The organism is Gloeomargarita sp. SRBZ-1_bins_9 (assembly GCA_039794565.1).
GTDB lineage: Bacteria > Cyanobacteriota > Cyanobacteriia > Gloeomargaritales > Gloeomargaritaceae > Gloeomargarita.
Genome location: JAUQVX010000004.1, coordinates 151066 through 177438 on the forward strand (window position 1 = coordinate 151066; position 26373 = coordinate 177438).

Below are 26373 nucleotides of genomic sequence, written 5' to 3' on the forward strand. Positions count from 1 at the left end.
GCACCAGAACTGGTTTGTTTGTATTGTAGCCGCTACTCAACGCAACGATGCAAAACCGGCTGCCTGCACCAATTGTTGCCCCTCATCACTCAAGAACAAATTGGCGTAGGCCACGTTGGCTTTTTCATCCAACGTACCATCCCACCTGATGATGACAAACAAGTGTCGGGTGATGGGGTACGTGCCGTTACTAATGACCGCCAAATTCACCTTTTGACCGTTGATGTCCGAAGTGACATAGGGGCTACCCGCCTCCTTGGCAATGGGGACAATGCACACCATGCTCTGGTTAACCTGGGAAACCGTGGCATAGCCCACCCCCAGCAGGAGTCGTCCCGAGTTTCGCGGACATGGGGTCCACCGTCTTGCAGATTGCGACTCAAGGGCAGCACCGGCAGATTGGGACCGCCCACCTGTTGCCCATTGGTCACCCTGCCCGTGAAAATATCTCGCACTTGGGCCACTGTCAGCCCTCGAATCTTTACCTAGGGCAATGGGCATTTGTTCCAGCAGGCGACAGCCCCGTATTTGGGCGCGCTGGAACTCCTTGTCCTTGAAGGGTCGGGACGACTGGGCAATCACCAGTTGGCCGTTAATCAACCTTTCAATCCCCGCTCCCGAACCCGGTTTGCCCCCCGGCGGTTCGACAGAGCGCAAACGAAATTGGGGATGGTTAATCCGGTCCGAGCGCAAAGGGGCAAACGTGGTCGAACCCCCGTCGTTAAACAGGCCACCAGGGATACCAGCCATTTGCCCTGCTGGGGCGACCGCTTGGGGGTTGGTATCTGTATCCCAACTACTGGGCAAAGGTGGGTAAGAACCAGAAATCCGCGCTGCCTAGGACCAGTACACCCGCCAGTGTTGCCAGCATAGGAACCCGGGACACTCCCTACGGCGGCCACAGATTGCGCACCTAGCAGCGGTCAGGGGATTTCGGTCGTAGCCACAGCGGGGGCAGGTGAGATAACCACCAGCAGAGTTGTATTCCTGGATTATACCTACACTCTCACCATACCCCGGCAGAACCTGCTACCACAGTGGGTCGGCTGGGGATCGAACCCAGGACCAATCGGTTAAAAGCCGAGTGCTCTACCGCTGAGCTACCGACCCAGACCCAGGCATTTAGTCTAACACAGTTTTACAGACTACCGTCCCTTACCTGGGAGATGGGGAACGCCCCAGGACATAAGCTGTCCCGATACCCAGGACAAACCCGATCAGATGTCCCCACCAGGCCACATAGGGTTCCCGGGGCAAAACCCCCCAGACCAACCCCCCATAGTTCACCAGCACCAGCACCGAAATCAGCAGAGAAACCAGACGCTTCTCCTGCCAGCCAATCCACAACAGATAGCCAAAGAGGGTATAAATCACGCCACTCATGCCGTGTACCGGGCGCGGTCCCAGCAACCAGCAACCTAGCCCGCCGCCCAGCCAGCCCACCAGCAACGTGATCCCATAGCGGCGATAGCTCTGGAGCAAAATCAACCAACTGAAGATGAGAAAGGGGATGGAGTTGGCCAAGAGATGGGCAAAGTCCGCGTGGGAGAAAACAGCAAACACAATACCCGGTAAGCCCCGGATTTGTCGGGGAATGATCGGGATGTTCCAGCGCCCTTGAAACACCACCTGGTCCACCATTTGCTGCCCCCAGGCCGGGAGCAGGAAGTAAAAGGGTAACCCAAAAGCTCGCCGGATTTCCTGCATCACTGAAGTCTGGCTGGTGCCCGGCAAAGCCGAGGAAGGGGGGTTAGGTTTCCGCACGGTCACCCGTTCCCTAAGCGCTTGCTCCTAATTGTGCCATGCACCCCCAGGGTTGAATAACTATGCCCGAGTCAACACCTGACAAGCCCCCGTCGCCTTATCGAAGTAATAGCGGGCCTGGGCAGGAATGACCAATCCCACCGTTTCCCCTACCGTCGGCTGCTGCCCTGTTTTGACCCACAGCAACAGGTCTGGGCCAACCTCCACCTGCACCAGATTCACATCCCCCAACGGTTCCACCAGGACCACCCGCCCCTGCAAATCCCCCTTTTCCGGTGACGTCAGGGCTATGGTTTCCGGTCGGACCCCCACCTCCACCGTCGGCGGCACCGCCGGAAAGCAATGGGCCGGCAGGATGTTCATGGGAGGATGGCCCAAAAAAAGCGCCACCGTCTTGTTGGCCGGGTGCCGGTAGAGGTGTTGGGGGGAACCGATTTGTTGAATCCGTCCCTGGTGCATGACCACAAGTTGATCCGCCAAGGTCATGGCCTCCGTCTGGTCATGGGTGACATAGAGCGTGGTGATGGGCAATTGCTGGTGCAGGCGTTTGAGTTCGGTGCGGGTCTGGTCCCGTAAACGGGTGTCCAGGTTCGACAGAGGTTCATCCAGTAAAAACACCTGGGGTTGCCGCACCATCGCTCGCCCCAAAGCCACCCGCTGTTGTTGGCCGCCAGATAACTGCCCCGGTTTTTGCTGGAGCAACTCCGTTAAGCCCAAAAGTTCCGCCACCCAGCGCACCCGCCGCTGCCGTTCCTGGGGAGGGACACCCCGCATTTTCAGTCCGAACGCCAAGTTTTCCGCCACGGTCATGTGGGGATAGAGAGCATAGTTTTGAAACACCATGGCCACATCCCGCTCCCGCGCCGGCACCTGGTTGACACAGCGCTCCCCCAACCAGATGCGCCCCTGTTGCACCGGCAACAACCCCGCCACCGTACGCAAAATGGTGGACTTGCCGCACCCCGACGGCCCCATCAACACCCAAAACTCCCCATCCGGGATGTGCAAAGAGACATCCGCCACCGCCACCTGCCGGCCAAACTTCTGCGTCACCTGTTCCAGGATCAACCGGGCCATAGCTGCTGCCACCAAAACGCTACCGCCGCCGTTGCCAAGGGGACCGTCAAATTGTCCACCCCATAGTAGGAAAACACCTCTAAAACGGCTGCCACCAGGGCCACCACCGGCACCAGGGGTGTCCACCCCAGCACCCACCCCGTCAACACCCCTGCTACCCCCGCCATCGTTAGCGACCCCTCCCAGGTTTTACAAATGCCCGCCAGTCGGTAGGGATGTTTACCCCAATAGCGCCCCACCACCCCGGCCAACCCATCGCCCCAGCCCATCACCAGCACTCCCAAAACGGCGTATTTGTACTGCAAGCGCGGCCAAAACCAGGCCATCAGCACCCCGATACTCACCGCATAAAAAAATGTCCCCCAACTGCGGCGATTCACGCTGTCAATCACGGACAACAGGGGCACCCAGTGGGAAATAAAGGTGACCAGGGCCGCTACGATGGCCGCACCAATACCGATCCAAGTAGGGACCTGCCACCACCAGGCCAATAGGATCACATTCCCCGTGCCGATATGGACGATCTTGCGTAGCGTCTCCGCATCCGCCTTGGTTGTGCGTTGGACCACCAGGGCGAGGCTCAGCACCAGAAAGAGCCAGAGCGTTACCCCCGCTACTGCACCCCAGGGGATGGTCAGGCCCATTCCTCCACCTGGTCCAGGCGTAACCAAACGGGTGGCGTCGGTACACGGAACTTCAACTGCACGTAGTCTCCCCGGATGTCCAGCACTTCCGCCGGCGACTCAAAGACATAGGCCGACCAGCGGGTGTCATTGGCTTGGGCCTCCAGGCTGTTTTCCAGGCGTTCCCGCTGCACCCGCACCAAGCTACCCTTTTTGATAGCCATCGTTTGCCTAGCTCACTGCATCTTTGAATATTATGGCAGCGACCGGACGCGAGGGGGGGGAAGGAATTTGTTAGGCTGGGTCATGGCAAGGGCCACACCGTAAACCCGCAGCTCAACATGGACCAGGCCCGATGGCAGCAACTGCTCCAGGTTTTGCCCTATCCTGTCCTGTGGGTGGAACGAGAGGCTACGGGACAGTACGTATGGCGGGAGTTGGCTAACGACCCTCGTCGAGATGATTGGATATGGGAACCGCTACGCTCCCTCGCTATTGCTTGCCTGCAACAGCAACGCCCCCGGCGCCAGCGGTTGACCGTTGGCAACAGAACCTATGTGGTGGAGTTAACACCCCTATCGGATAACCAGGCCCTGGGTATTGCTATACCGGCGGAGGAATTGGCCCAACTGGCGGAAGCGGCACCGGTGCTGCTCTGGCTGGCGGATAGACAGGGGTTGGTCACCTACGTCAACCAGCAGTGGACGGTTGTGACCCAAGAGCCGATGGCTGCCGCCCTGGGGGAGGGGTGGTGGCGTCGCGTACATCCCCAAGACCAGGCTCCCTTGCGCCGCTTGTTTCAGCAGGCCATCGCCAGCGGTCAACCCTACCAAGCCGAATTCCGTTTACAGAATGCCCAGGGGCAATACATCTGGTTAGCCTGCCAGGGCCAGCCCCGCTACCATGCCCAGGGGGAATGGGTCGGTTTCTTGGGTGCTGCTGTGGACATCACTGCCCGCCGTCAGGCAGAACAGACCACCTGCCGCCAAGGGGAATATAACCAATTTTTGGTCCAGCTCAGTGCAAACATCCTGCAATCGTTTGACCTAGACGGACTGATGCAGTGTGCGGTGGACCGTCTGCAGGCCCTGCTGCGAGCAGACCGGGTGGCCATTGCGCCGGTGACCCCCGATGGGAAGGTGGCTTTTCGGGTTGAGGCCGTTGCCGAGGACCGCTGGCGCCTGTTGCACACGCAAATCTATGACCCCTGTTTTGACGAACGCTACTTGGCGGCCTATCGGCAGGGGCGGGTGTGTGTGATTGACGATGTAGATCGGGCAACGCTGCAACCCTGCCATCGGGCTTTATTGCAACAGTTCCACGTGCAGGCCAATCTAGTGGTGCCAATTCGTCACCGGGATCATTTCTGGGGGTTGCTGATTCTGCATCACTGTCAACAGCCCCACCTCTGGGACCAGGCAGAAATCCAGTTGGTGCAACAGGTGGCCAATTACCTGGGGTTGGCGTTGCACCGGGGAGAACTCTATGAACGCCTGCGGCAAGAAGAAGCCCGTTACCGCCAAATTGTGGAACAGCAAACCGAACTCATTTGCCGCCACACCCCCCAAAACCAAATCACCTTTGTCAACAGCGCCTTTTGCCGCTATGTGGGCCAAACAGCCAGTGAAGTGCTCCAGCAACCGGCGACGGCTTTTGGTCTAGCGCCTGGAGAACAGCCCCTGGGGCGGGGGGATGGCAGTTGGGGGTGGGTGCAATGGCAGGGGCAACCCATTACCAACGACCAAGGGGAAATCGTGGAATGGCAGTGGGTCGGGCGGGATGTGACGGCAACCCACCAGGCCCAAGAGCAGTTGAAGCTGATGGAATCGGTGGTGGTCTGTGCCAATGATGGGATAGTGATCACCCGCCGGGGCCAGGTGATCTACGCCAACCCCACCTTTTTGGCCATGACCGGTTATTCGCTAGCGGAGCTGCAGGAACGGGGGTTAGGGGAACTGTGCGGCCCCAAAACGGACCTGACCCAGTGGGAGTACCTGCAAAACTCCATGGGCCAGGGGGCTTCGGTGCGGGTGGAGCTGGTGCAGTACAGCAGGGACCAGCGGGATTTTTGGGTGGAATTGACTGTGCTTTCCCTGGGGGCACCGGATCGGGGCGAATGGGTGTGGGTGTACCGGGACATTACCGGACAAAAACAGATGGAAGCCCGCCTGCTCTACGAAGCCACCCACGATGCCCTGACGGGTCTGCCCAACCGTAACTTTCTCATGGATTGTCTGCATCAGGCCCACCAGCGCTGTCAACCCCAGCAGGGACGGTACTATGCGGTGCTGTTTACCGACCTGGACCGGTTCAAGCTGGTCAACGACAGCCTGGGCCACACCATCGGCGATGAAATGTTGCAGGAAGTAGCCCGGCGGTTGCAGCAACACCTACGCCCCGGCGACACCCTAGCGCGCATTGGCGGCGATGAGTTTGTCGTGCTCCTGGAGCCGGTGACGGGGGTAGCGGAGGCGGTGGCGATGGCCGAGCAGTTCTTGCAGGTGTTGCAGCAACCCTTTGTGCTCCAGGGGCAGGAGGTGGTGCTCAGCAGCAGCATCGGTATCTGTCTCAACGACGACCCGGATTACGGCCCGGCGGACATCCTGCGCAATGCCGACATCGCCATGTACCAAGCCAAATTGGCAGGCCGCTGCGGGGTGCAGGTATTTCAACCGGGTATGCATGCCCAAGTGATGGGACAACTGGCGCTAGAGACGGCCCTGCGGCAGGGACTGGCCCAAGAAGAATTTGTCCTGTACTACCAGCCGGTGGTGCATCTGCAAACGGGAGCTATCGTGGGCTTTGAGGCCCTACTGCGTTGGCAACAACCCCAGGGACGTTTGGTGATGCCGGGGGCGTTTATCCCCGCAGCCGAGGAGTCCGGGTTAATCCATCCCCTAAGTGAGTGGGTGCTAGAGCAGGTCTGCCAGCAATTGGCCCATTGGCACCAGCTACGACCCGACGTGACGGTGGCGGTCAATCTCTCGGGACGCCTGTTCCGACGGACACCTGCCCTGGTGGCCCAAATTTTGACCGCCTTAGACCGCTGGCAACTGCCACCCCGGTCCCTAGTGCTGGAGGTGACCGAGGGCATCCTGATGGCCGACCCCCAGACCGTGAGTCAGGCCCTAAGTGAATTGCGGCGCCACGGGGTGCAGGTGAGCATTGACGACTTCGGCACCGGCTATTCTTCCCTGGCACGGCTGCAACATCTGCCGGTGGACTGCCTAAAAATCGACCGGTTGTTTATCCAGCAGATGACCCAGCGGGGGGCGTTGGTCAAGGCCATCATCACCCTGGCGCTGACCTTGGAAAAGGATGTGATTGCGGAAGGTATCGAAACCACGGAGCAGTTGGCCCTCCTGCACAGCTTTAGCCCAGCTGACCGGATTTACGGGCAGGGGTATTGGTTTGCCCCTCCTTTACCGGCAGCAGCGGCCACCGAACTCCTGCAGTCACGTCCCTGTTGGCCCAGGGAGTAAATCGCTCCCCAAAACCAGTATATTTAGTTGAGGAAGTGCAGCAGCGGTCTAATAACTATCAGGTGCAAGTCGCAATTATTGGCATGGGCTATGTGGGCCTGACGACGGGGGTGGCCCTGGCCTACTTGGGGCATCAAGTGGTGGGGTTAGACGTGGATGCCCGGAAAATTGCCCGACTCCAAGGGGGGGAAATCCCCATCTACGAACCCTATTTGGCCGAACTCCTGCAATTGGTTCGTTCCCACATCACCTTCACTACGGACTACGCCACGGCCATTGCCCCAGCCCAGGTGGTGTTCATCGCCGTGGGCACCCCGTCCCTGCCGGATGGCAATCCCGATTTGACCTATGTGCGCCAGGCGGCCCAGGGGATTGGGCTGCACCTGGCCCAGCCGTTTACGGTGATTGTCAATAAATCCACGGTTCCCATTGGCAGCGGCAACTGGGTGGAGACGTTGATCGAGGAAGCACTGCGGCAACGACCGACCCCCGCCCCCCGCTTTGCCGTGGCCTCCAATCCCGAATTTTTGCGGGAGGGGTCGGCGCTCCATGACACCTTTTACCCTGACCGGGTGGTGTTGGGCACCCAGGACCCCCAGGCGTTGGAAATCCTGCACCAGCTTTATCAACCCATCCTGGAGCAGAGCTTTACGCCCCCCAGTTTTTTGCCCCGACCGGAGAGCCTGGCAGCGGTGCCCCTGGTGACGGCGGATTTGGCCTCTGCCGAACTGATTAAGTACGCAGCCAATGCGTTTCTGGCCTTGAAGATCAGCTTCATCAACGAAATTGCCCAATTGGCGGAGCGGGTCGGGGCGGATGTGACCCAAATTGCCCGGGGAATTGGGTTGGACAAGCGCATCGGCAGCCAGTTTTTACAAGCGGGCATTGGCTGGGGTGGTTCTTGCTTTGGGAAAGATACGGCAGCCCTGATTGCCACGGCGCGGGACTACGGCTTGGGAATGCCCATCGTCCAGGCCAGCCGCTTGGTGAATGCCCAGCAACGCCAATTAGTGGTGGATAAGCTCCTACAGACGCTGAAAATTCTCAAAGGGCGGCGAGTGGGATTGCTGGGCCTGGCCTTTAAGCCCCACACGGATGACCTGCGGGATGCCCCGGCCTACGACATTGCCCAGCAGTTGCTCGAGCGGGGAGTGGCGGTGCGGGTGCATGACCCGGTGGCTCTGGAACGGGCACAGCGGGAGTGGTCCAAGTTGGCGGTGCAGTATTGCGACGACGTGCTGGCCCTGGCCCGGGATGCAGATGCGCTCGTGCTGGTGACCGACTGGCCCCACTACCAAGAATTGCCCTGGGAGACCCTGACGCGGGTGATGCGCCAGCCCCTGCTGATTGACGGGCGCAATTGCCTAGACCGGGAGCGACTGCGGCAGGCGGGGTTTACCTATCTGGGAGTGGGGCGCTAATGGGGGGGACGGTTCTGCTGACGGGGGCGGCGGGGTTCGTGGGGAGCCATCTCACCGACCGCTTACTGCAGGAGGGCTACCGGGTGATCGCGGTGGACAATTGCTGCACGGGGTCCTGGGAGAACCTGGCCCATTTGGTTGACCACCCTCACCTGCAGCGCCTGGAACACGATGTGACTGCCCCCCTAGAGGTCAGCGAGCCCCTGGACTGGGTGATGCATTTTGCCAGCCCAGCCTCGCCCCCTAAGTACCTGGCCATGCCGGTAGCCACCCTGCGGGTCAATGGCGAGGGGACATATCACCTATTGGAGTTGGCCCGGCGACAGGGGGCGCGGTTTTTTTTGGCCAGTACCAGCGAGGTCTACGGCGACCCCCAGGAGCACCCCCAGCGGGAGGACTATTGGGGCCATGTCAACTGCATTGGTCCCCGGGGGGTTTATGACGAGGCCAAACGCTATGCTGAAGCCCTAACCCTGGCGTTTCACCGGCAATACGGGCTGGGGGTGCGCATCGTGCGTATCTTTAATACCTATGGCCCCCGCATGGACCTGTACGACGGGCGGGTGGTGACCAACTTCATCCGCCAGGCGCTGCGGGGAGAGCCTTTAACGGTGTACGGGGATGGCCAGCAAACGCGCAGTTTTCAGTACATTGATGACCTGATTGAGGGGATTGTGCGGCTGATGGGGGTGGATTACCCGCATCCGGTGAACTTAGGCAACCCCCAGGAAACGACGGTGATGGCATTGGCCCACCTGGTGCAAGAATTAACAGGAACCCAGGCTGGGATCACCTTTGCCCCTTTGCCCCAGGATGACCCCAAACAACGCTGCCCGGACATCACCCTGGCCCAGACCAAACTCCAGTGGTCGCCCCAGGTGGACCTGCGCACGGGTTTGCAACGCACGATTGCGGAGATACGGCAACGATGGCGGTGTTAGTGACAGGGGGCGCGGGGTACATCGGCAGTCACACCTGCAAGGCCCTGGCCCAGGCGGGTTATCAGCCGGTGGTGCTGGATAACTTTAGTACGGGCCACCCCTGGGCAGTGCGCTGGGGACCCTGGGTAAGGGCGGATTTGGCTGACCGGGACAAACTCCTCGAGGTGCTGCACCAACACGACATCCAGGCGGTGATGCACTTTGCGGCCAATGCCTACGTAGGGGAATCCATGGCGCAGCCGGCCAAGTACTACCGCAACAATCTGGTCCACACCTTGAACCTGCTGGAGGCGATGGTGGCGGTGGGCGTGCGGACCATCGTGTTTTCGTCCACCTGTGCTACCTATGGCATACCCCAGTGGTTGCCCTTGACGGAGGACCATCCCCAACAGCCGGTGAATCCCTATGGGGAGACCAAACGGGCCATCGAACAAGCGTTGCACTGGTTTAGCCAGGCCTATGGGTTGCGCTATGCAGCCCTGCGCTACTTTAATGCGGCGGGAGCTGACCCGGAGGGAGAACTGGGGGAATGCCACGACCCGGAAACCCACTTGATTCCCCGGTTGTTGCTGTCTCTACTGGGGGGGGAACCGGTCACGATTTTTGGCACCGATTACCCAACCCCCGACGGTACGCCAGTGCGGGATTATATTCATGTAACGGATTTGGCAGCAGCCCATGTGCAGGCATTGGACTATATCCAGACCCACGACACCAATCTCATCCTGAATCTGGGCACGGGCCGGGGCTATTCGGTGCGGCAGGTCATCGAAACGGTGGAGCAGGTGACGGGGCAAAAGTTGGCCATGCAGGCCGGCCCCCGACGTCCGGGCGATCCCCCCATCCTGGTGGCGGATGTCACACGAGCGCAGCGAGTCTTGGGCTGGCAACCCCGCTATTCCGACCTGCCCACCATCATCGCCACGGCCTGGCGCTGGCATCAGCAACACCGCCCTAACGTATGATGGGTGATGCCATCGTTAGTAGAGTGCAAAGACGACCCTGCTGACCCTGGGCGAGCAATGGCGGCCATGAAGGTTCCCTGGCGGCGCTGGTTACGGCAGCTACAAGCAGTGGTGGTGTTAGGACTGCTAGGGCTGTTGCTGCTGGCGGTGGCCACCGGTTGGCATGCCCTAGCCGGTGGGGTGACCCTATTGGCCCTGGCGGTGGCTTTGGTGTCCTGGTGGGAACCCTTGCAGCGGCTGTTTCAGGAAATCCCGCCAGAACAAGCATCCCTGCTGTGGGGGGGCATCGCCGGTTTAATCGGTTTGATTGGCCTGGGCGTGTGGGTGTGGGGCCAGCGGGGGTTGCCCATCAATTGGGATGCGGTTTCTGCCCTGGGGGAAAGCCTGGGGTCGGTCGGGCAAATCCTGGTGGCGGTGGTGGCCGCTGTCATCTCCTGGCAGCAGTACGTGATTTCTAAAGTGCTCACGGAGCAGCAAAACCGCATTACCCAGCAACAGACGATTGATGCCTATTTCCAGGGCATTTCTGATCTGGCCTTGGATAACCAGGGGTTGCTGGAGGACTGGCCCCAGGAGCGCATGATTGCCGAGGGCCGCACCGCCGCTTTGCTTAGCAGTGTCAATGCCGAGGGCAAGGCCAAGGTGGTGCGCTTTTTGTCCATGGCGAAACTACTGACGCCCCTGAAGCGGGACCAGCGTCTGGGTCGCCCCATCCTCGACGGCAACGGCCTGTACCAGGAGGACCGGGAAAACGGGGAACGGGTGATCAACCTGGGCAGTATGTTGGCGGGGGCGGACCTGGCCGGCACCGACCTGCGACGGGTGGATTTCAGCGGCGCGGATTTGAGCGGCACCGATTTTAGCCGTTGCAACCTCAGTCGCGCCAACTTCGCCATGAGCAATCTCCAGGGGGCCAAATTTGTGGGGGCCAATCTCCAGGGGGCCATTTTTTACTACGGCGACCCAGAGCAGTTGGACCAAGCCAGCCCCCACCAGCCCTGGGCCCAAGGTCGTCGCCCCAATCTGCAAACCGGCGCCTACACCGGGGCCATCGTAGAGGATGCCGATTTCACTGGTGCCATGCACCTATCCGAAGCGCAACGCTTTTATCTGTGTGCCTGGGGCGGCCCGCGTACCCGCAGTACTATTCCTGGCGGTTGTCACGGCATCCCCGACAAGCGCTACAGCGGCTAGAACATGCGTTCAATGCGCTCGTGCCGTTGCCAAGCCCGCCAGCCCCGCCAGCCGGTCACCCCCGCCCCCAGCAACGCCAAGCCCGCCAGCCAGCCGTAGCCGTGCACCAGTAAAATCGTCGCGCAAATCAGCAGGCTACCTGTGAGGACGTGATAGTTCCCTGAAGCTTGTTGAGCGCTCAAGCGCCGGACCAGACGTTCCAGTTCCAGGGAGCGCGTGCGCAGCACCAAGTCCCCCCGCTCCAGGTGGGTCAAGGTCGTTTCCAGGCGTCGGGGCAAACTCAGGGCCGAATTGCCCATCTGGGCCGCCTGCCGTCCCAATTCCCCCAACAAATCCAAATCCCCCTGGCGATTGCGGTTATCCATCAGTTGTAGTGCGTAGGGCGCCGCCACCGTAAAAAACTGGAAATTTTCATCCAGCCCCCGCCCCACCCCCTCCAGCGTAGAAAACGCCCGCAGTACAAACGTAAACGTCGCCGGAAAGCGGAAAGGCTGATCATAGGCTAGCGCATACAGGTCCTCGCTGATGGCCGCCACCGACTGCAGCTCCAGGGGTTTGTCCAACAAGTTATCCAGAATGTATTGCAACGAGCGGCGCACCGGTCCCATGTCCCCCTGGGGCACCAAGGCCTTGAGGTCCACCAGTGCCTGGATCACCCCCTCCGCATCCCGGTTAACGATACTCATGAGCGTTTGCACCAGCTTTTCTTTCGTCCGGGGGTGAATCCGCCCCATCATGCCGAAGTCGTAGAAAATCAAACTGCCGTCCGGGTCCACGGCGATATTGCCCGGGTGGGGGTCAGCGTGGAAAAAGCCATGGTTGAGCACCTGCTCCAGGTAAGCCCGCGCATTTAATTCCGCCAAGCGTTTGCGGTCCAGGCCCGCCGCCTCCAGGGCGCTGTAGTGGCTAATTTTGATCCCCGGCAAATACTCCAGCGTCAGCACCCGCAGCGAGCAGTAGCGCCAATAGACCCGGGGCACTTTGACCCAGTCCACCCCCCGGAAATTGCGCCGAAATTCATCGGCATTGCGCCCCTCGTTCAAGTAATCAATTTCCTCATACAAAATACGACGGCATTCTTCGTAAATCCCCAGCCAGTCCCGGCCCGGCCCCCATTTAGGGTGATTTTGGAAATAGCGGGCAATGTCTTTGAGAATCGCCAGGTCAATTTGAAACAACTGGCGCAGGCCGGGCCGTTGCACCTTGACCACCACCTGTTCCCCCGTTGGCAACTCCGCGCGGTGCACTTGTCCCAGACTGGCCGCTGCTAGGGGGGTCGGCTCAAAGTGAAGAAACAACTTTTCAATCGGTTTCCCCAAATCGGTCTCGATGATTTTGGCCACCTGGTCCATGCCAAAAGCCGGCACCTGGTCCTGGAGTTGGGCCAGTTCCTCGACATATTCCGCCGGGAAAATATCCGCCCGGGTGGAAAACAACTGCCCTACCTTAATAAACGTCGGCCCCAAATCCAGCAGACTTTCCCGCACCCAAACAGCAATCCGGCGTCGCCGGGCCGCCCGTTTTTCCGGCGTTGGTCCCCCCGGATAGCTCCAGCTTTTCTCATACCACCACTGGGCTGCCAGGAAGCGCAGGACAAACAGCCAAATATCCACAGTCCGTCGCCAGCGGGAGTAGTGTTCCCGGTTCCAACGGTACTGCCTGGTGCGCACCTGGAGGACCACCCTAGTTCTACTGGCGATAACGCTTCCGCTTCAGTTCCGCACGTAAACGGGCGATTTCGGCACGCAACTCATCCAGGGCCGTTTGCAAATCGGGCGGCTGGGCTGGGGCTGGTGCAGTACGGGTACGCCCTTGGGCTGCTTTCTGCTCCTCCTGGGCTGCCCGCTCCAAAATCATCTGAATCTGTTGCCGCAGGGCCTCCCGCTGTTGGGCATCCCACCGCCCGACACCCGCCAACAATTCCCCAAACAGATGACCCACCTGTTCCGTCAAGGCCTGGGCCAAGGCTCGACCCACAAAAAATGCCCGCACCACGATACTGATCCCTCCCCTTCCGCCCAAATTATAACGCTTTACTCCCGGCAATGGCGTTTATCCGGGTTACTCTAGGAATAGTTCCTCTCTTGCGCCCCTACCTATGGCTGCCCCATCCCATCTGCCCGCCATGTGGCCCGAGTTAGCCCGTCGCTTCCCCACCCTGATTGCGTTGGAAGAACCCCATCGGCAGCCCCCCGTGCGCCTCACCTATCCCGAAGTAGCCCAGCAAATCCAGGAATTTGCCCAAGGATTGCAGGCGCTGGGGTTACAGCCGGGGGAACGGGTAGCCCTGTTTGCCGACAACAGTTCCCGCTGGCTGATTGCCGACCAAGGGATTATGTTGGCAGGGGGGGTGGACGTGGTGCGCGGGGCTCTCGCTCCGGTGGACGAACTGGACTACATCTATCGCCACAGTGACAGCCATTTTTTGGTGGTGGACACCCCGGAACTGCTCCAGCGGTTGGCCCCCCATCTGCCCGACTGGCAACCGCGCGCCACCATCCTGCTGTGGGGGGAAGGCCGCGACGGTGTCCTGAGTTTTGACCAGGTGAGGCAACGCGGAGCCAATCATTCCTTCCAAGCCCCCCATCTCCGGCCTGACTCCCTGGCCACCCTGATTTACACCTCCGGCACCACCGGCCAACCCAAAGGGGTCATGCTCAGCCATGGCAATTTGTTGCACCAATTGCACAACCTCCACGTCGTCTTTACCCCCCGCCCTGGCCACATCGCCCTGAGTTTGCTCCCCACCTGGCACAGTTACGGACGCGCTTGCGAGTACTTCCTGCTATCGCGGGGCATTCACCAGATTTACAGCACCCTGCGCCATTTCAAACAGGATTTGACCCGCTTTCGCCCCCATCACATTGTCGGCGTGCCCCGCCTATGGGAGTCCATCTACGATGGGATCGAGCGGGAATTGCGAAAACAACCCCCCAACAAGCAACGGCTGGCGCAACGTCTGCTAGGGCTGAGCAAACGCTATATCTACGCCAAGCGGGTCTACCAGAACCTATCCCTGGACCCCCTGTACCCCTCCTTTCGGCAACGGCTGGTGCATGGCCTAATGGCCCTGGCACTCTGGCCGGTGCATCGTCTGGCCGACCGACTGGTGTACCGCAAAATCCGCCAAGCGGTGGGGGGACGCCTGCGGGAGGGAGCTAGCGGTGGCGGCGCCCTCGCTCGTTTCCTAGACGACTTTTACGAAGTGGTGGGGATCACGATTGTGGTGGGCTATGGGTTAACGGAAACCTCCCCAGTCTTGACGGCCCGGCGGGTGACCCACAACCTGCGCTACTCCGCCGGATTACCCCTGCCCCAAACCGAAATCAAAATCGTGGACCCGGAAACCCGCCAACCCTTGCCCGTGGCCCACAAAGGACTGGTGCTGGCCCGGGGACCCCAGGTGATGCAGGGCTATTACCGCAACCCAGAGGCCACCGCCCGTGTGCTGGATGACCAAGGCTGGCTGGACACGGGGGATTTGGGCTGGTTAACGCCCCAGGGGGATTTGGTGCTCACCGGTCGCCTCAAAGACACCATCGTGCTCAGCAGCGGCGAGAATATCGAACCCCAACCCATTGAAGACGCCTGCCTACAAAGCCCCTACATCAGCCAAATCATGTTGGTGGGCCAAGACGCTCGGCAACTGGGGTGTTTGATTGTCCCTAACGAATCCGCCTTGCAGGCGTGGGCCGAAGCCCAGGGGCACCAACTGCGCCTGACCCACGAACCGCCGGTTCCCGGGGTTTACACCCTTGCCAGCCCCGAAGTCCTGGAACTGTACCGCCGCGAACTCCAGGTTTATTCCCAAAACCGCCCTAGCGTGCGTCCCTTTGAGCAAATTGGCCCCTTTCGGTTGCTAGCCGAACCCTTTAGCATCGACAACGGCCTCCTGACCCAGACCCTGAAAATCAAACGCAACGTGGTCATGGAACGCTACCGGGACCTCATTGACCAGATGTATGCCTAAGCAGGACTGCTTTTGACAGAATCGGCGGCCATTTGTTAACTTAAATAAAATTTAAGGAACAGCGGCTATGGAGGCATTGATCCCGATTGGACGGGGCAAGCAGGCGCGGCGGGCCTACGGGATTGACGAAATTGCCCTAGTTCCCGGTACAGCCACCCTTGACCCGGCATTGACCGATACCCATTGGACGATTGGGGGCATTTCCCGGGAAATTCCCATCATCGCCAGCGCCATGGACGGGGTTGTGGATGTCCGCATGGCGATACGCCTGACGGAATTGGGGGCGCTGGGGGTGTTGAACCTGGAGGGCCTGCAAACCCGCTATGAGGACCCCGACCCCCTACTGGCGCGTATCGCTCAGGTGGGCAATGAAGAATTCGTGGGCCTGATGCAGCAGCTTTACCAGGAACCTATCAAACCGGCGTTGGTGACGGCCCGGATTCAGGAAATCAAACGCCAGGGGGGGATTGCAGCTGTCAGTTGTACCCCCGGCCGGGCCAGTTGGTTAGGTCCCTTGGCGGCAGAGGCGGGGGCCGATTTGTTTTTCGTCCAGGCGACGGTGGTTTCCCCCACCCACTGGGCCGCACCGGGAACCGAAGCCCTCAACCTGGAGCGTTTTTGCCAGGAGATGCCCATGCCGGTGGTGCTGGGGAATTGCGTGACCTATGAGGTGGCCTTGAACCTCATGCGGGCGGGGGCAGCGGCAGTGCTGGTGGGGATCGGCCCAGGGGCAGCCTGTACTTCCCGGGGAGTGTTGGGGGTCGGTGTACCCCAGGCGACGGCCATTGCTGATTGTGCGGCGGCGCGGGAGGACTACCAGACAGAAACGGGGCGCTATGTGCCGGTGATTGCCGATGGGGGTTTGGTCACTGGGGGTGATATTTGCAAAGCCATTGCCTGCGGGGCCGATGGGGTGATGATCGGCTCACCTTTAGCCCGGGCGCAGGAAGCTCCGGGACGGGGGTACCACTGGGGGATGGCCACCCCGAGTCCGGTCTTACCCCGGGGCACCCGGATTCGCGTGGGAACAACAGGGACGCTGGAGCAAATCCTGCGGGGACCGGCGCTGCTAGATGACGGCACCCACAACCTCCTTGGGGCGCTCAAAACCAGCATGGCTACGGTGGGGGCCAAGAACCTGCGGGAGATGCAAAAGGTGGAGGTGGTGATTGCACCGTCGCTACTGACGGAGGGCAAGGTCTATCAGCGGGCGCAGAAGCTGGGCATGGGCAAGTGATGGTACTGCTCCCTCCACCCAGTCATGGCCGACCTACCGGGCCGCATACCCAAATTTTTAAGACCTCTGTACGTTGTCTTCCCCGACTCCCTAAAACTTTGTTTATAATAAGGTAGTGCGGAGACGCAAGTTTCCGTTCACTCCTCACACCACACTCTGGCCTAAGCTGGTGCTTAGGTCTTTTTTTTGCGCCAAGATGGGTGATCACCGGTTTTGTGGTAAGATAGACGGTGCGAATCGAGAAAGGATGGACATCTATGTCTGAAGCAGCCGCAGTTACCGATGCGACCTTTGAGCAGGAGGTGCTCAAGAGTCCGATTCCTGTGCTGGTTGACTTCTGGGCGCCCTGGTGTGGTCCCTGTCGCATGGTGGCTCCGGTCGTGGATGAGGTGGCACGGGAATTCGCGGGCCGGGTCAAGGTGGTCAAGCTCAACACGGACGAAAATCCCCGCACGGCTAATGAGTATGGTATTCGCAGCATCCCCACCCTGATGATTTTCAAAGGGGGCCAAAAGGTGGATGTGGTGATGGGGGCGGTTCCGAAAACGACGTTAGTGAAGGCTTTGGAACAGCATTTGTAAGCAGGGGGACTGGTCATGGCGCGACGTTGTCAACTGACCGGTAAACGGGCCAATAATGCTTTTGCGGTGTCCCACTCCCACCGGCGCACCAAACGCCTGCAGGAGGTGAATTTGCAGTGGAAGCGGGTCTGGTGGCCGGAGGGGCGCAAGTGGGTGCGGTTGCGGTTGTCCACCCAGGCGCTGCGCACGCTCCAACGGCGGGGTTTGGCGGCAGTGGCCCGAGAGCAGGGGATTAACCTGCACGCCCTGTGAATCCTCCTTTCCGTATCGGTAATGGCTACGACATCCACCGACTGGTGCCGGACCGTCCCTTGATCCTAGGGGGGGTACAAATTCCCTATCCATTGGGTTTATTAGGGCACAGCGATGCCGATGTGCTGACCCATGCCGTTATGGATGCCCTGCTGGGGGCTTTGAGTCTGGGGGATATTGGGCACTACTTTCCCCCGGGGGACCCGCAATGGGCCGGCGCTAATAGCATTCGGTTGTTGCAGCAGGTCCGGCAACTGGTGGTGGAGCGGGGATGGCAGGTGGCCAATGTGGATGCGGTGGTGATTGCTGAGCGCCCCAAGCTCAAACCCCATTTGCCGGCGATGCGCCAGCGGTTGGCGGCTGCCTTGGTGGTCACCCCCGACCAGGTGGGGATCAAGGCCACCACGAATGAGGGCCTGGGACCCATTGGCCAGGAGGAAGGCATTGCCGCCTATGCTGTGGCGTTACTGATGCCCCATAGCAGTTGACGGATTCGCGAAACTTTGATTAAGCTTGGAAGCGTCAAACCTTGGTTTTACCGCTGTTCACGGCCTTGTTTTTTAACCAAGGATGAGCGCTCAGCCGGTTTCATGTGTAGATTAGGTGAGGCGTAACCTATGAACAAAGAAGAGTTGGTCACAGAGGTGGCCTCCAAGGTCGGTACGACCAAAAAAGTGGCGGAGTCGGTCCTAGACGCCATGCTGGAAGCAATTATCAATTCGGTCGCTGCGGGTCAGAAGGTGACCCTGGTGGGCTTTGGCTCCTTTGAGGCCCGCAAACGCCAAGCCCGCGAAGGGCGCAACCCCGGCACCGGTCAACCGTTGCATATTCCGGCCAAAACGGTACCCACCTTCTCCGCCGGCAAATTGTTCCGGGAACGGGTGGCCAACGGTGCTGCCAAGCAGCAGTCTTAGAAGCTATCCTTTAGAGCTGCAGGTGGGCGGTGAGCTGATGCCAGGGGGTGCGGTACCAGGTTGCCAACCGTGCTAGCTCGGCTGCCAGGGAGTCGGTGGCCGGCCAATCAGGTGCGTCATAGCCCAATAGGCGTAACCCGGCCACCCATACCGCCGGACTCACCCAGTACTGCTGTCCGATTGCCAGCAGGTTCCAGGGGGTACCGTGGGCTTGAGTGAGGGTAGTCTCAATCCAGCGCAGGACTTGGTCGGCGGCAGGCACTGGAGGACGATGGGGGGCTAGGTAAATCGCTTGGGGTTTGGTTTTGGCTACTAACCAGCGCAGGTGCAGGGGGTCGGGGGGCAAGGTCCATAGGATGAGAACGTCATGCTCACCCGTGGGCCGGTCATAGGTGAGATGGGGATAGCCCCTTAGGGTCGGCCGCCGGTAGCCGTACAGCAAAAACCGGGTGGTGGGTTGGGCCGCGACAAGGTCCTCTAGGTGGGTTAAAGGCTGGCAGGTAGGCATCTGGGCCACCGATGGCGGCAAGGGTATCTCTAGTTGGGGTAAGGGACGGCGGGCGCCCAGGAGTTCCAATTGCACCTCCTCTCGCCCCTGAAACTCGTTGCGCCGCAGGGTGTAGGCAATGTCCAGGCAATCCGGCAGGGGTAGATGTTCGGCCCAGCCCCAGGCTACTACCTCCTTTTCGCCGGTGCGGTCGCGTACTTTGAACTTGGCGTGACGTCGGTCTTTGCCAACAGTGGCCTGCTCGACCAGCCGCACCCGTGCACTCCAGAACTGGGGAGTTGGGTTGTCAATGCCGTAGGGTTGCAGGCGTTGCAGTTCGTCATAAAAGGCCGGTGTCAGTTCCCCCAACTGGGCCTGGGCGTGTACCTGCAATAGAGGTTGTAGGTGATGGGGTTGCAAGCAGCGACGACCAAAAGCCTGCAGGGCTGCTTTCCACTGGGAGAAATGGGCCGCCTGTAGGGAAAATCCCCCCGCTGCCCGGTGACCTCCATAGCGTTCGAGCCACTGCCGACTGGCATGCAGGGCCTCGTACACATGAAATTCGGGAATCCCCCGCGCCGACCCCCGGATGCGTGTTTGCCCCTCGTCTTCGTAGGTTCCTAAAAACACGGGCACCCCGTAGCGTTCCACCAAACGCGAGGCCACGATGCCGACCACCCCGTGATGCCACCCCGGTTGCACCAACACCTGCACGGGTTCCTGGGTCAGGTTGGGGGGCTGCTGCTCCCACAGAGCTATGGCCTCTTGCTCAATCTGGTCGCACAACCGGCGACGTTCCTGGTTAGCGGCTTCACAGGCCTGTGCCCGCTCCTGGGCTACCTGGGGGTCATCGGTGGTCAGGAGTTCAATCACCACCTGGGGGTCCCCCAGACGACCAATGGCATTGAGACGCGGCCCCAGTTGGAACCCGATATGGTCCGGGTCAAAGTGATCCACTTGCGCCAGGCCCGCCACGGTAATCAGCGCCCGTACCCCCGCCAACCGGGAAGCCGCCAGTAAGTGCAGCCCCTGCTTGACCCAGCGGCGATTGACCCCCGTTAAAGGTGCCAGGTCGGCAATCGTCCCCAAGGTAAACAATTCCAGCAACGGTTCCGTGGCCGCCGGGTCATACCCCAGATGCTCCAGCAACGCCTGTCCCAGGATGTAGGCCACCCCCACCCCAGCCAAACTCCGGTAGGGGGAATCCGCCGGGAGCAAGCGGGGATTCAAGATGGCCTGGGCAGGGGGCAGTTCCGGGGGTGGTTCGTGATGGTCCGTAATAATGACTTGCATCCCCAGCGCCACCGCCAGGGCCACCGGGCCAGGAGCGGCAATCCCGTTGTCCACCGTAATCAGCACCCGTACCCCTTGAGCGTGAAACTCCCGCACAATCCGCTCGTTGATCCCATACCCCTCCTGCATCCGGCTGGGAATGGCGTAGTCAACGGTGATCCCTACCCCCCGCAACAACCGCAATAACAGGGCTGTGCTGGTCATGCCATCCGCGTCGTAGTCCCCACAGATGGCCACCGGGTATTTCTGGCGGGCTGCCTGCTCCAGGATGGTTACGGCTGCGGGCAGGTCGCGAAAGTGTTCTGCCGGCGGGGGCAAGGGTTCCGGTTGGGGGGCCAGAAACCGGCGGATGTCCCTTTCTGTTTGCAACCCCCGCTCCCACAGCACCCGCACTGTCAGGGGTGATAACCCCAGCTTGTGGGCCAATTCCTCGACCCGGGGCACCGGCGACGGCAATAACCAGCGCTGGGGCGGCCAACGGACCATCGCTACCCCTTCGTCCGGTGTACTTCCACGCTCACCTGGCCTGGGAAATTGGGAATCGGCGGTGCCACCTTGGTCACCCGCACCGTCACCCCCCGCACCAATGGCCACGCCAGCACCTTTTCCGCCAAGACATGGGCCAGTCGCTCCAGTAGGTAAAACCGCGCCCCGGCAATGGTGCTCTGCACCTGCTCGATCACCCCCCGGTAATCCACCGTGTCGGCAATGTCGTCCGTCTGCGCTGCCTTTTCCAGGGACAACTCCAGCTTCAGGTCCACCGCAAACCACTGCCCCAGCGTTCGTTCCTCTGGTAGGAACCCCGTGTAGCCGTAGGCGCGGATGTTGTGCAGGTAAAGGGCGTCCGTCATTGGCCTAGAACTGGTCCTTGCGGCTGCGTAAACGGGCAAAGACGGTGACCGGGTCCGTGCTGCCTGTGGCTTGCTGAACCGCCGGCACATCCCAGCGCAAAAACGGGTTGATCCGCTTTTCCAACCCCAGGGTGCTGGGAATGGTGGCTTCCCCCCTTTGCCGCCGCGCCCGGACCTGTTGGGCATAGGTTTGCAAGTCGGCATTGTCCGGCTCCACCGTCAGGGCAAAACGCAGATTATTTTCCGTGTATTCGTGGGCACACCACACCCGAGTGTCATCCGGCAACGGCCGCAATTGCGCCAGGGAGTTGAGCATCTGGGCCGGCGTGCCCTCAAACAACCGCCCACAGCCCCCGGAAAACAACGTATCCCCGATGAACAAATCCCCCGGCTGGTCCGCCGTCGGCAAGAAGTAATAGGCGATGTGGGCCTGGGTATGACCGGGAACAAACAAAATCTCTGCCCGCCGTCCGGCAAACGTCACCACGTCCCCAGGGGCCAAAAACACCCGTTGTCCCGGAATCCGGCCCCGGTCTTTCTCCCCGCCGTACACCGTTGCCTGGGGGAAACGGGCCAGCAAATCCAAATTGCCCCCCACATGGTCCCCGTGATGGTGGGTGTTGAAGATGGCTGTCAAGGTCAAGCCCTGCTCCTGCAAAAACCCCAACACCGTTGCCGGTTCTGCCGGGTCCACCACCGCCGCCTGGCCCCCCGGCCCATCCCACAGCACAAAGATGTAGTTGTCCCGCAGCGCCGGCAAGCAGGTGATGTGCATCCTAGATTACTCCCCATTCGCCCGTTGCATTTTAGCACAGGCCGCCCGAGCGCCGAAAAGTAGGGATTTGCCATAATAGGGGTCGGAAATCCTGTGGGGACTGGCCATGAACATGGATGTCGCTAACCTACGTCTGGACTACAACCGCGATACCCTGTTGACGGCCGACCCAGACCCCTGGGTGCAATTCGAGCGCTGGTTTGCCGAGGCCTGCGCTGCACCGATTCGCGAACCCAACGCCATGACCCTAGCGACGGTGGATGAACAGGGCCACCCCGACGCGCGCGTGGTTTTGCTCAAGGGCTTTGACCGGGACGGCCTACAGTTTTACACCAACCTCACCAGCCGCAAGGGACGGGATTTAACCCATTGCCCCTACGGCGCCCTGGTCTTTTGGTGGGAACCCCTGGAGCGCCAGGTGCGGTTTCGGGGGCCAGTGACCCTTCTTTCTGCCGATGAATGCGACGCTTACTTCCGCCAGCGCCCCCGCGCAAGCCAAATCGGTGCCTGGACCTCTCCCCAGAGCCAGGAAATTCCCGACCGACAGGTGCTGGAGGACCGCTTTGCCCAACTGGTGCGGCAGTACGATGGTCAAGACATTCCCCGACCCCCCTACTGGGGTGGCTACCGCCTGACCCCCCACTGGATTGAGTTCTGGCAGGGGCGTCCTTCCCGCCTGCACGACCGCATCGCCTACGACCGCCAACCCGATGGCACCTGGCGCCAATACCGCCTGGCCCCCTAAAAGGTTCGCTGTGAACACTTCTCGCCGGGGTACTCCTGTTACAACTTTCTTAACCCGGTCCGCGTAATACGCACCTGGCGCTTTGTCAAGAATTCGTTTATATTTCTTAACTAAGCGTTATGGTGAGTAACCGGGGTGTTGTGGACCCGGAGGAGGTTGTGATGGACGATCAACCCTTTGAGTTATCCCTGGAGCAGGAGTTCAGCCTGCGGTCGTTTGAAACCCAGGTGCGGCAGATGAGCCGGGAGCAGGCCCAGGAGTTTCTGGTCAAGCTCTACCACCACATGTTGCTCAAGGAGAAAATGTACCAGCATTTTCTCAAGTTCCAGTGGGGGATTGAGCCGGGGCTGTGAGGCCAGGATGAGCCGCGATTTCTGGTCGGATTCCGGGGGGAATCGGGCCGGGAGTCGGCGGTGACCATTGCCAGCGGGATAGAATGGAACAGCTGGGGTTCATGTCCTGTAGGTGACAGAAAAACGGTTTGCCAGTATTCCAGAAGCATTGGCGGCTCTGCGCGCGGGCCAAGCGATCGTTGTAGTGGATGACGAGCAGCGGGAAAACGAGGGGGATTTAGTTTGTGCCGCCCAATTTGCCACCCCCAGCATGATTAATTTCATGGCGGTGGAGGCGCGGGGGTTAATTTGCCTGGCCTTGACGGGGGAACGGCTGGATGAGTTGCAGCTGCCCCTGATGGTGAGCAACAGCACCGACCCCAACCAGACGGCCTTTACGGTGAGTGTGGATGCGGCGCCGGAGTTTGGAGTGACGACGGGGATTTCCGCCGAAGACCGGGCCAAGACGATTCAGGTGGTGTTGGACCCGCGCACCCGCCCGGAGGATTTACGGCGACCGGGGCATGTGTTTCCCATTCGCGCCAAACCGGGGGGTGTGCTGGAGCGGGCCGGTCACACGGAGGCGGCGGTGGATTTGGCGCGCTTGGCGGGGTTATATCCAGCGGGGGTGATTTGTGAAATCCAAAACCCGGACGGTTCCATGGCGCGGCTGCCGGAGCTGTTTGCCTACGCCCGCAAGCACAACCTACTCATCATTAGCATTGCCGATTTGATCCAGTATCGGTTGCAGCATGAACGGTTTGTGGTGCGGGAGTCGGTGGCGGATTTGCCGACGGAATTCGGTCATTTTCAGATTTACGGCTATCGCAACCGGCAGGACGGTTCGGAACACGTAGCCATTGTCAAGGGGGACCCGCGCAACTTTCCCCACCAACCGGTGCTGGTGCGGGTGCATTCGGAGTGCTTAACGGGGGATGCCCTGGGGTCGCTGCGCTGCGATTGCCGGCGTCAGTTGCAGGCGGCCTTGAAAATGATCGAGCATGCGGGCCAGGGGGTGGTGGTCTATCTGCGCCAGGAGGGGCGGGGCATTGGTTTAATTAATAAGCTCAAGGCCTATGCGCTCCAGGACCAGGGCTTTGACACGGTGGAGGCCAACGAAAAGCTGGGGTTTCCAGCGGATTTGCGCAACTACGGGGTGGGCGCCCAGATCCTCCACGATTTGGGGGTGAATCAGATTCGCCTGATCACCAACAATCCCCGGAAAATTGCCGGTTTGCGGGGTTACGGGCTGACGGTGGTGGAGCGGGTGCCCTTGATCGTGGAAATTACCCAGCACAATTTGCACTACCTGGCCACCAAGGCGGACAAGCTGGGGCATTTGTTGCTGCAAACGTACCTGATGGCCCTGGCGTTGCACTGGCGACGGACTCCCACCCCCACCGAACGCTACACGTATCTGGAAAAGTTGCGCCACTTAACAACCCTGCATGACCTGCGCCTGCGGGAGGTGACCCGGTCAGTGGCGGCGGCGGTGTTTGACCATGCCGAACTCATTGTGCATTTGGGGTTTGACCAGCCAGATTTGGCCTCCCCGAACTGGTACCGGCAACCGGATCATCCCTACTACCAAGCCGTTATGGCCATCCTGCAACAGGTGCATACCTGGCCTGGTTTGCGCTCGTTGGAATTTTTGCTGGCGACGGGCAAAGACCCCCTGCTCAACCTACAGGTACAACTGGACCGCCGTCCCTACCCCAACGATGCACCCCTGACCACGCAGGTCATTTATCAATGGCCTTGTGAATAATACCGCCTCCCAGGAGCAGGTCGTCTTGGTAAAACACGGCGGCTTGTCCGGGAGTGACACCGAATTGGGGTTCGGCGAATTTCACTTCCACCGTGCCATCAGTTTGGGGCACCACCCAGCAGTCCACCGCCGGCGACTGGTAGCGGATTTGCACCTGGCAGGACAAGGGGGTGGTAGGCGGGGCGATACTCACCCAATTCAAGCGATGCACGTAGCAACCCAGCGACAGGGCTTCTTCCCGCGTTCCGACGATCACCCGGTTGTTGGGGGCATCCAGCGCTAGGACGTAAAGCGGTTCCGGTGCGGCGATACCCAGGCCCCGCCGTTGCCCAATCGTATAGTGATGCACGCCCGAGTGATAGCCCAGTACTTGTCCCTGGCGATTGACGATTTCTCCTTGTTTGGGGGGCAAATAGCGGTCCAGAAATGCCTGCATGGAGCCATGGGCCTCGATGAGACATAAGTCCTGGCTTTCGGGTTTGGTGGCCGTCGCTAGACCATACTGGGCTGCTAGGGCGCGGGTTTGGGTTTTCGTGAGTCCACCGAGGGGAAACAGCGTCGCCGCCAGGTGTTCCTGCTCCAGGGTGTAAAGAAAGTAAGACTGGTCCTTGCGACGGTCCACGGCCCGACGGAGTTCGTAACGTCCCGTGTCCGGGTTAAAGGTGATGCGGGCGTAGTGACCGGTGGCAATGCGTTCAACTCCCCAGGTGTCCCGTGCGTACTGCAACATGGGGCCGAATTTCACCCAGCGATTGCATTGGGAACAGGGTAGCGGCGTAGTACCTTGGCTATAGCCCTGCACCAGGTAGTCCATAATTTGGCCCCGGAACACCTCCCGCATATCCACCACATGGTGGGGAATGCTCAATTGGGCGCAAACCCGGGCCGCATCCACCATGCCTTCGCTGCAACACTGTCCCTTACCGGGCATCAGCCACAGGGTCAGGCCGATTACGTCATAGCCCTGGGCTACCAAGTGCGCAGCAGCGGTGGAGCTATCCACACCCCCTGACATGCCCACGACGACCCGTTCCTTCTTCATACTTAAACAACAACACTCTTTCTTTATCTATTATGACAGGGGATGCAGGGGGTGCGGGGGCATTGCAGTCTTACATGAGTTTCAATTCCTTTCAATCCCGCATACTCTTGATATCCGCGCCTGTTACCCTTCGGTTTTCGGGTTTCAATCCCTTTGAATCCCTTTCAATCCCGCAACCGGGATGAAGAGTTTGAGACTGTCAGGATTTTGGCCAACGCTTTACCGAGTGATTGTTTCAATCCCGCATACCGGGATGAAGAGTTTGAGACTAGTCCTGGTGTCGATTTCCGCAAGATTTTACAGGACGTTTCAATCCCGCATACCGGGATGAAGAGTTTGAGACTGTACGGTGTACCCAACAATGTCAGGACCCGACATAAGTTTCAATCCCGCATACCGGGATGAAGAGTTTGAGACCCGACTTTATCAGGTCCTGCGCCGATTTTCTGGCCAGTTTCAATCCCGCATACCGGGATGAAGAGTTTGAGACAAGATTGCCGGATTCTTGGCCAGGGATGTCGTGGGGTTTCAATCCCGCATACCGGGATGAAGAGTTTGAGACAAAGGGAACTGCCTGACCTAGAACCGCATGACATCATGTTTCAATCCCGCATACCGGGATGAAGAGTTTGAGACGTAACGCTCTACCAAAGCCTTGC

At 60.2% G+C, this 26373-nt stretch carries 25 protein-coding genes and 1 tRNA gene; 14 read left to right on the forward strand and 12 right to left on the reverse strand.

Annotation, left to right across the window (positions count from 1 at the left end):
- Positions 1-36 precede the first annotated feature (36 nt).
- The 6 genes from Q6L55_06040 to Q6L55_06065 all read right to left on the reverse strand — a co-directional run bounded on the left by Q6L55_06040 (position 37) and on the right by Q6L55_06065 (position 3688).
- The gene (locus Q6L55_06040) at positions 37-750 is read right to left on the reverse strand and encodes a hypothetical protein (protein ID MEN9258274.1); all 714 of its coding nucleotides are present in this window, start codon (positions 748-750) and stop codon (positions 37-39) included.
- A gap of 288 nt (positions 751-1038) precedes the next feature.
- Positions 1039-1110, reverse strand: a tRNA-Lys gene (locus tag Q6L55_06045).
- A gap of 45 nt (positions 1111-1155) precedes the next feature.
- Positions 1156-1770 carry a rhomboid family intramembrane serine protease gene (locus tag Q6L55_06050; protein MEN9258275.1) on the reverse strand — a complete coding sequence of 205 codons (615 nt, stop codon included), beginning with the start codon at positions 1768-1770 and terminating at the stop codon, positions 1156-1158.
- Between the two features lie 54 nt (positions 1771-1824).
- Positions 1825-2841 carry an ABC transporter ATP-binding protein gene (locus tag Q6L55_06055; protein MEN9258276.1) on the reverse strand — a complete coding sequence of 339 codons (1017 nt, stop codon included), beginning with the start codon at positions 2839-2841 and terminating at the stop codon, positions 1825-1827.
- On the reverse strand, positions 2829-3485 hold the full coding sequence (locus Q6L55_06060) for an SEC59/DGK1/VTE5 family protein (protein ID MEN9258277.1): 657 nt from the start codon (positions 3483-3485) through the stop codon (positions 2829-2831). Before Q6L55_06060 ends, Q6L55_06055 begins: the two co-directional genes overlap by 13 nt.
- Positions 3476-3688: an NAD(P)H-quinone oxidoreductase subunit O gene (locus tag Q6L55_06065; GenBank protein ID MEN9258278.1), complete on the reverse strand. Its 213-nt coding sequence runs from the start codon at positions 3686-3688 to the stop codon at positions 3476-3478. The genes Q6L55_06060 and Q6L55_06065 overlap by 10 nt, the downstream gene beginning before the upstream one ends.
- A 117-nt stretch (positions 3689-3805) precedes the next feature.
- On the opposite strand from Q6L55_06065, the gene Q6L55_06070 reads away from it, so the two are divergent.
- The 5 genes from Q6L55_06070 to Q6L55_06090 are packed head-to-tail and all read left to right on the forward strand — an operon-like array spanning position 3806 to position 11467.
- Entirely contained in the window at positions 3806-6946 is a 3141-nt protein-coding gene (locus tag Q6L55_06070; GenBank protein ID MEN9258279.1) for an EAL domain-containing protein, read from the forward strand.
- Positions 6947-6981: 35 nt separating this feature from the next.
- Positions 6982-8367, forward strand: coding sequence for a UDP-glucose/GDP-mannose dehydrogenase family protein (locus tag Q6L55_06075; GenBank protein ID MEN9258280.1), 1386 nt, complete (start codon positions 6982-6984; stop codon positions 8365-8367).
- Positions 8367-9308, forward strand: coding sequence for an SDR family oxidoreductase (locus tag Q6L55_06080; GenBank protein ID MEN9258281.1), 942 nt, complete (start codon positions 8367-8369; stop codon positions 9306-9308). The genes Q6L55_06075 and Q6L55_06080 overlap by 1 nt, the downstream gene beginning before the upstream one ends.
- Positions 9296-10273 carry a UDP-glucose 4-epimerase GalE gene (gene galE / locus Q6L55_06085; GenBank protein MEN9258282.1) on the forward strand — a complete coding sequence of 326 codons (978 nt, stop codon included), beginning with the start codon at positions 9296-9298 and terminating at the stop codon, positions 10271-10273. Before Q6L55_06080 ends, galE begins: the two co-directional genes overlap by 13 nt.
- A gap of 57 nt (positions 10274-10330) precedes the next feature.
- Positions 10331-11467, forward strand: a complete 1137-nt coding sequence (locus tag Q6L55_06090; protein ID MEN9258283.1) for a pentapeptide repeat-containing protein — start codon at positions 10331-10333, stop codon at positions 11465-11467.
- Here the strand turns inward: Q6L55_06090 and Q6L55_06095 are convergent.
- Positions 11464-13137: an AarF/ABC1/UbiB kinase family protein gene (locus Q6L55_06095; protein MEN9258284.1), complete on the reverse strand. Its 1674-nt coding sequence runs from the start codon at positions 13135-13137 to the stop codon at positions 11464-11466. The two genes, Q6L55_06090 and Q6L55_06095, sit on opposite strands and share 4 nt — an antisense overlap.
- A gap of 19 nt (positions 13138-13156) precedes the next feature.
- A complete protein-coding gene (locus Q6L55_06100; GenBank protein ID MEN9258285.1) occupies positions 13157-13462 on the reverse strand; it encodes a hypothetical protein in 306 nt (101 codons plus the stop codon).
- A 103-nt stretch (positions 13463-13565) separates the two neighbouring features.
- On the opposite strand from Q6L55_06100, the gene Q6L55_06105 reads away from it, so the two are divergent.
- The 6 genes from Q6L55_06105 to Q6L55_06130 all read left to right on the forward strand — a co-directional run bounded on the left by Q6L55_06105 (position 13566) and on the right by Q6L55_06130 (position 18421).
- Entirely contained in the window at positions 13566-15437 is a 1872-nt protein-coding gene (locus tag Q6L55_06105; GenBank protein MEN9258286.1) for an AMP-binding protein, read from the forward strand.
- A gap of 67 nt (positions 15438-15504) precedes the next feature.
- Complete coding sequence (locus Q6L55_06110; protein MEN9258287.1) at positions 15505-16674, forward strand: GuaB3 family IMP dehydrogenase-related protein; 1170 nt, start codon at positions 15505-15507, stop codon at positions 16672-16674.
- Between the two features lie 257 nt (positions 16675-16931).
- A complete protein-coding gene (gene trxA, locus Q6L55_06115; GenBank protein MEN9258288.1) occupies positions 16932-17255 on the forward strand; it encodes a thioredoxin in 324 nt (107 codons plus the stop codon).
- A gap of 15 nt (positions 17256-17270) precedes the next feature.
- Positions 17271-17507 (forward strand): 50S ribosomal protein L28, encoded by a 237-nt coding sequence (gene rpmB, locus Q6L55_06120; protein MEN9258289.1) that lies wholly within the window; start codon positions 17271-17273, stop codon positions 17505-17507.
- Entirely contained in the window at positions 17504-17995 is a 492-nt protein-coding gene (ispF, locus tag Q6L55_06125) for a 2-C-methyl-D-erythritol 2,4-cyclodiphosphate synthase (GenBank protein ID MEN9258290.1), read from the forward strand. Before rpmB ends, ispF begins: the two co-directional genes overlap by 4 nt.
- A gap of 129 nt (positions 17996-18124) precedes the next feature.
- Positions 18125-18421, forward strand: coding sequence for an HU family DNA-binding protein (locus Q6L55_06130; protein MEN9258291.1), 297 nt, complete (start codon positions 18125-18127; stop codon positions 18419-18421).
- Positions 18422-18431: 10 nt separating this feature from the next.
- Here Q6L55_06130 and recJ read toward each other — a convergent pair whose 3' ends face one another.
- From recJ to gloB, 3 genes are read right to left on the reverse strand one after another with little or no spacing between them, the layout of a single operon-like run.
- Positions 18432-20687 carry a single-stranded-DNA-specific exonuclease RecJ gene (gene recJ, locus Q6L55_06135; protein MEN9258292.1) on the reverse strand — a complete coding sequence of 752 codons (2256 nt, stop codon included), beginning with the start codon at positions 20685-20687 and terminating at the stop codon, positions 18432-18434.
- A gap of 2 nt (positions 20688-20689) precedes the next feature.
- Positions 20690-21052: a dihydroneopterin aldolase gene (folB, locus tag Q6L55_06140; GenBank protein ID MEN9258293.1), complete on the reverse strand. Its 363-nt coding sequence runs from the start codon at positions 21050-21052 to the stop codon at positions 20690-20692.
- A 4-nt stretch (positions 21053-21056) separates the two neighbouring features.
- Positions 21057-21827 carry a hydroxyacylglutathione hydrolase gene (gene gloB, locus Q6L55_06145; GenBank protein ID MEN9258294.1) on the reverse strand — a complete coding sequence of 257 codons (771 nt, stop codon included), beginning with the start codon at positions 21825-21827 and terminating at the stop codon, positions 21057-21059.
- Positions 21828-21933: 106 nt separating this feature from the next.
- Here gloB and pdxH point away from each other — a divergent pair, with 106 nt between their 5' ends.
- From pdxH to ribBA, 3 genes are all read left to right on the forward strand, one after another.
- A complete protein-coding gene (gene pdxH / locus Q6L55_06150) occupies positions 21934-22572 on the forward strand; it encodes a pyridoxamine 5'-phosphate oxidase (protein MEN9258295.1) in 639 nt (212 codons plus the stop codon).
- 119 nt (positions 22573-22691) lie between these two features.
- Entirely contained in the window at positions 22692-22925 is a 234-nt protein-coding gene (locus Q6L55_06155; GenBank protein ID MEN9258296.1) for an NblA/ycf18 family protein, read from the forward strand.
- Between the two features lie 112 nt (positions 22926-23037).
- Positions 23038-24672, forward strand: coding sequence for a bifunctional 3,4-dihydroxy-2-butanone-4-phosphate synthase/GTP cyclohydrolase II (gene ribBA, locus Q6L55_06160; protein MEN9258297.1), 1635 nt, complete (start codon positions 23038-23040; stop codon positions 24670-24672).
- Here the strand turns inward: ribBA and mnmA are convergent.
- On the reverse strand, positions 24647-25714 hold the full coding sequence (gene mnmA / locus Q6L55_06165) for a tRNA 2-thiouridine(34) synthase MnmA (protein ID MEN9258298.1): 1068 nt from the start codon (positions 25712-25714) through the stop codon (positions 24647-24649). The two genes, ribBA and mnmA, sit on opposite strands and share 26 nt — an antisense overlap.
- Between the last annotated feature and the right edge of the window lie 659 nt (positions 25715-26373).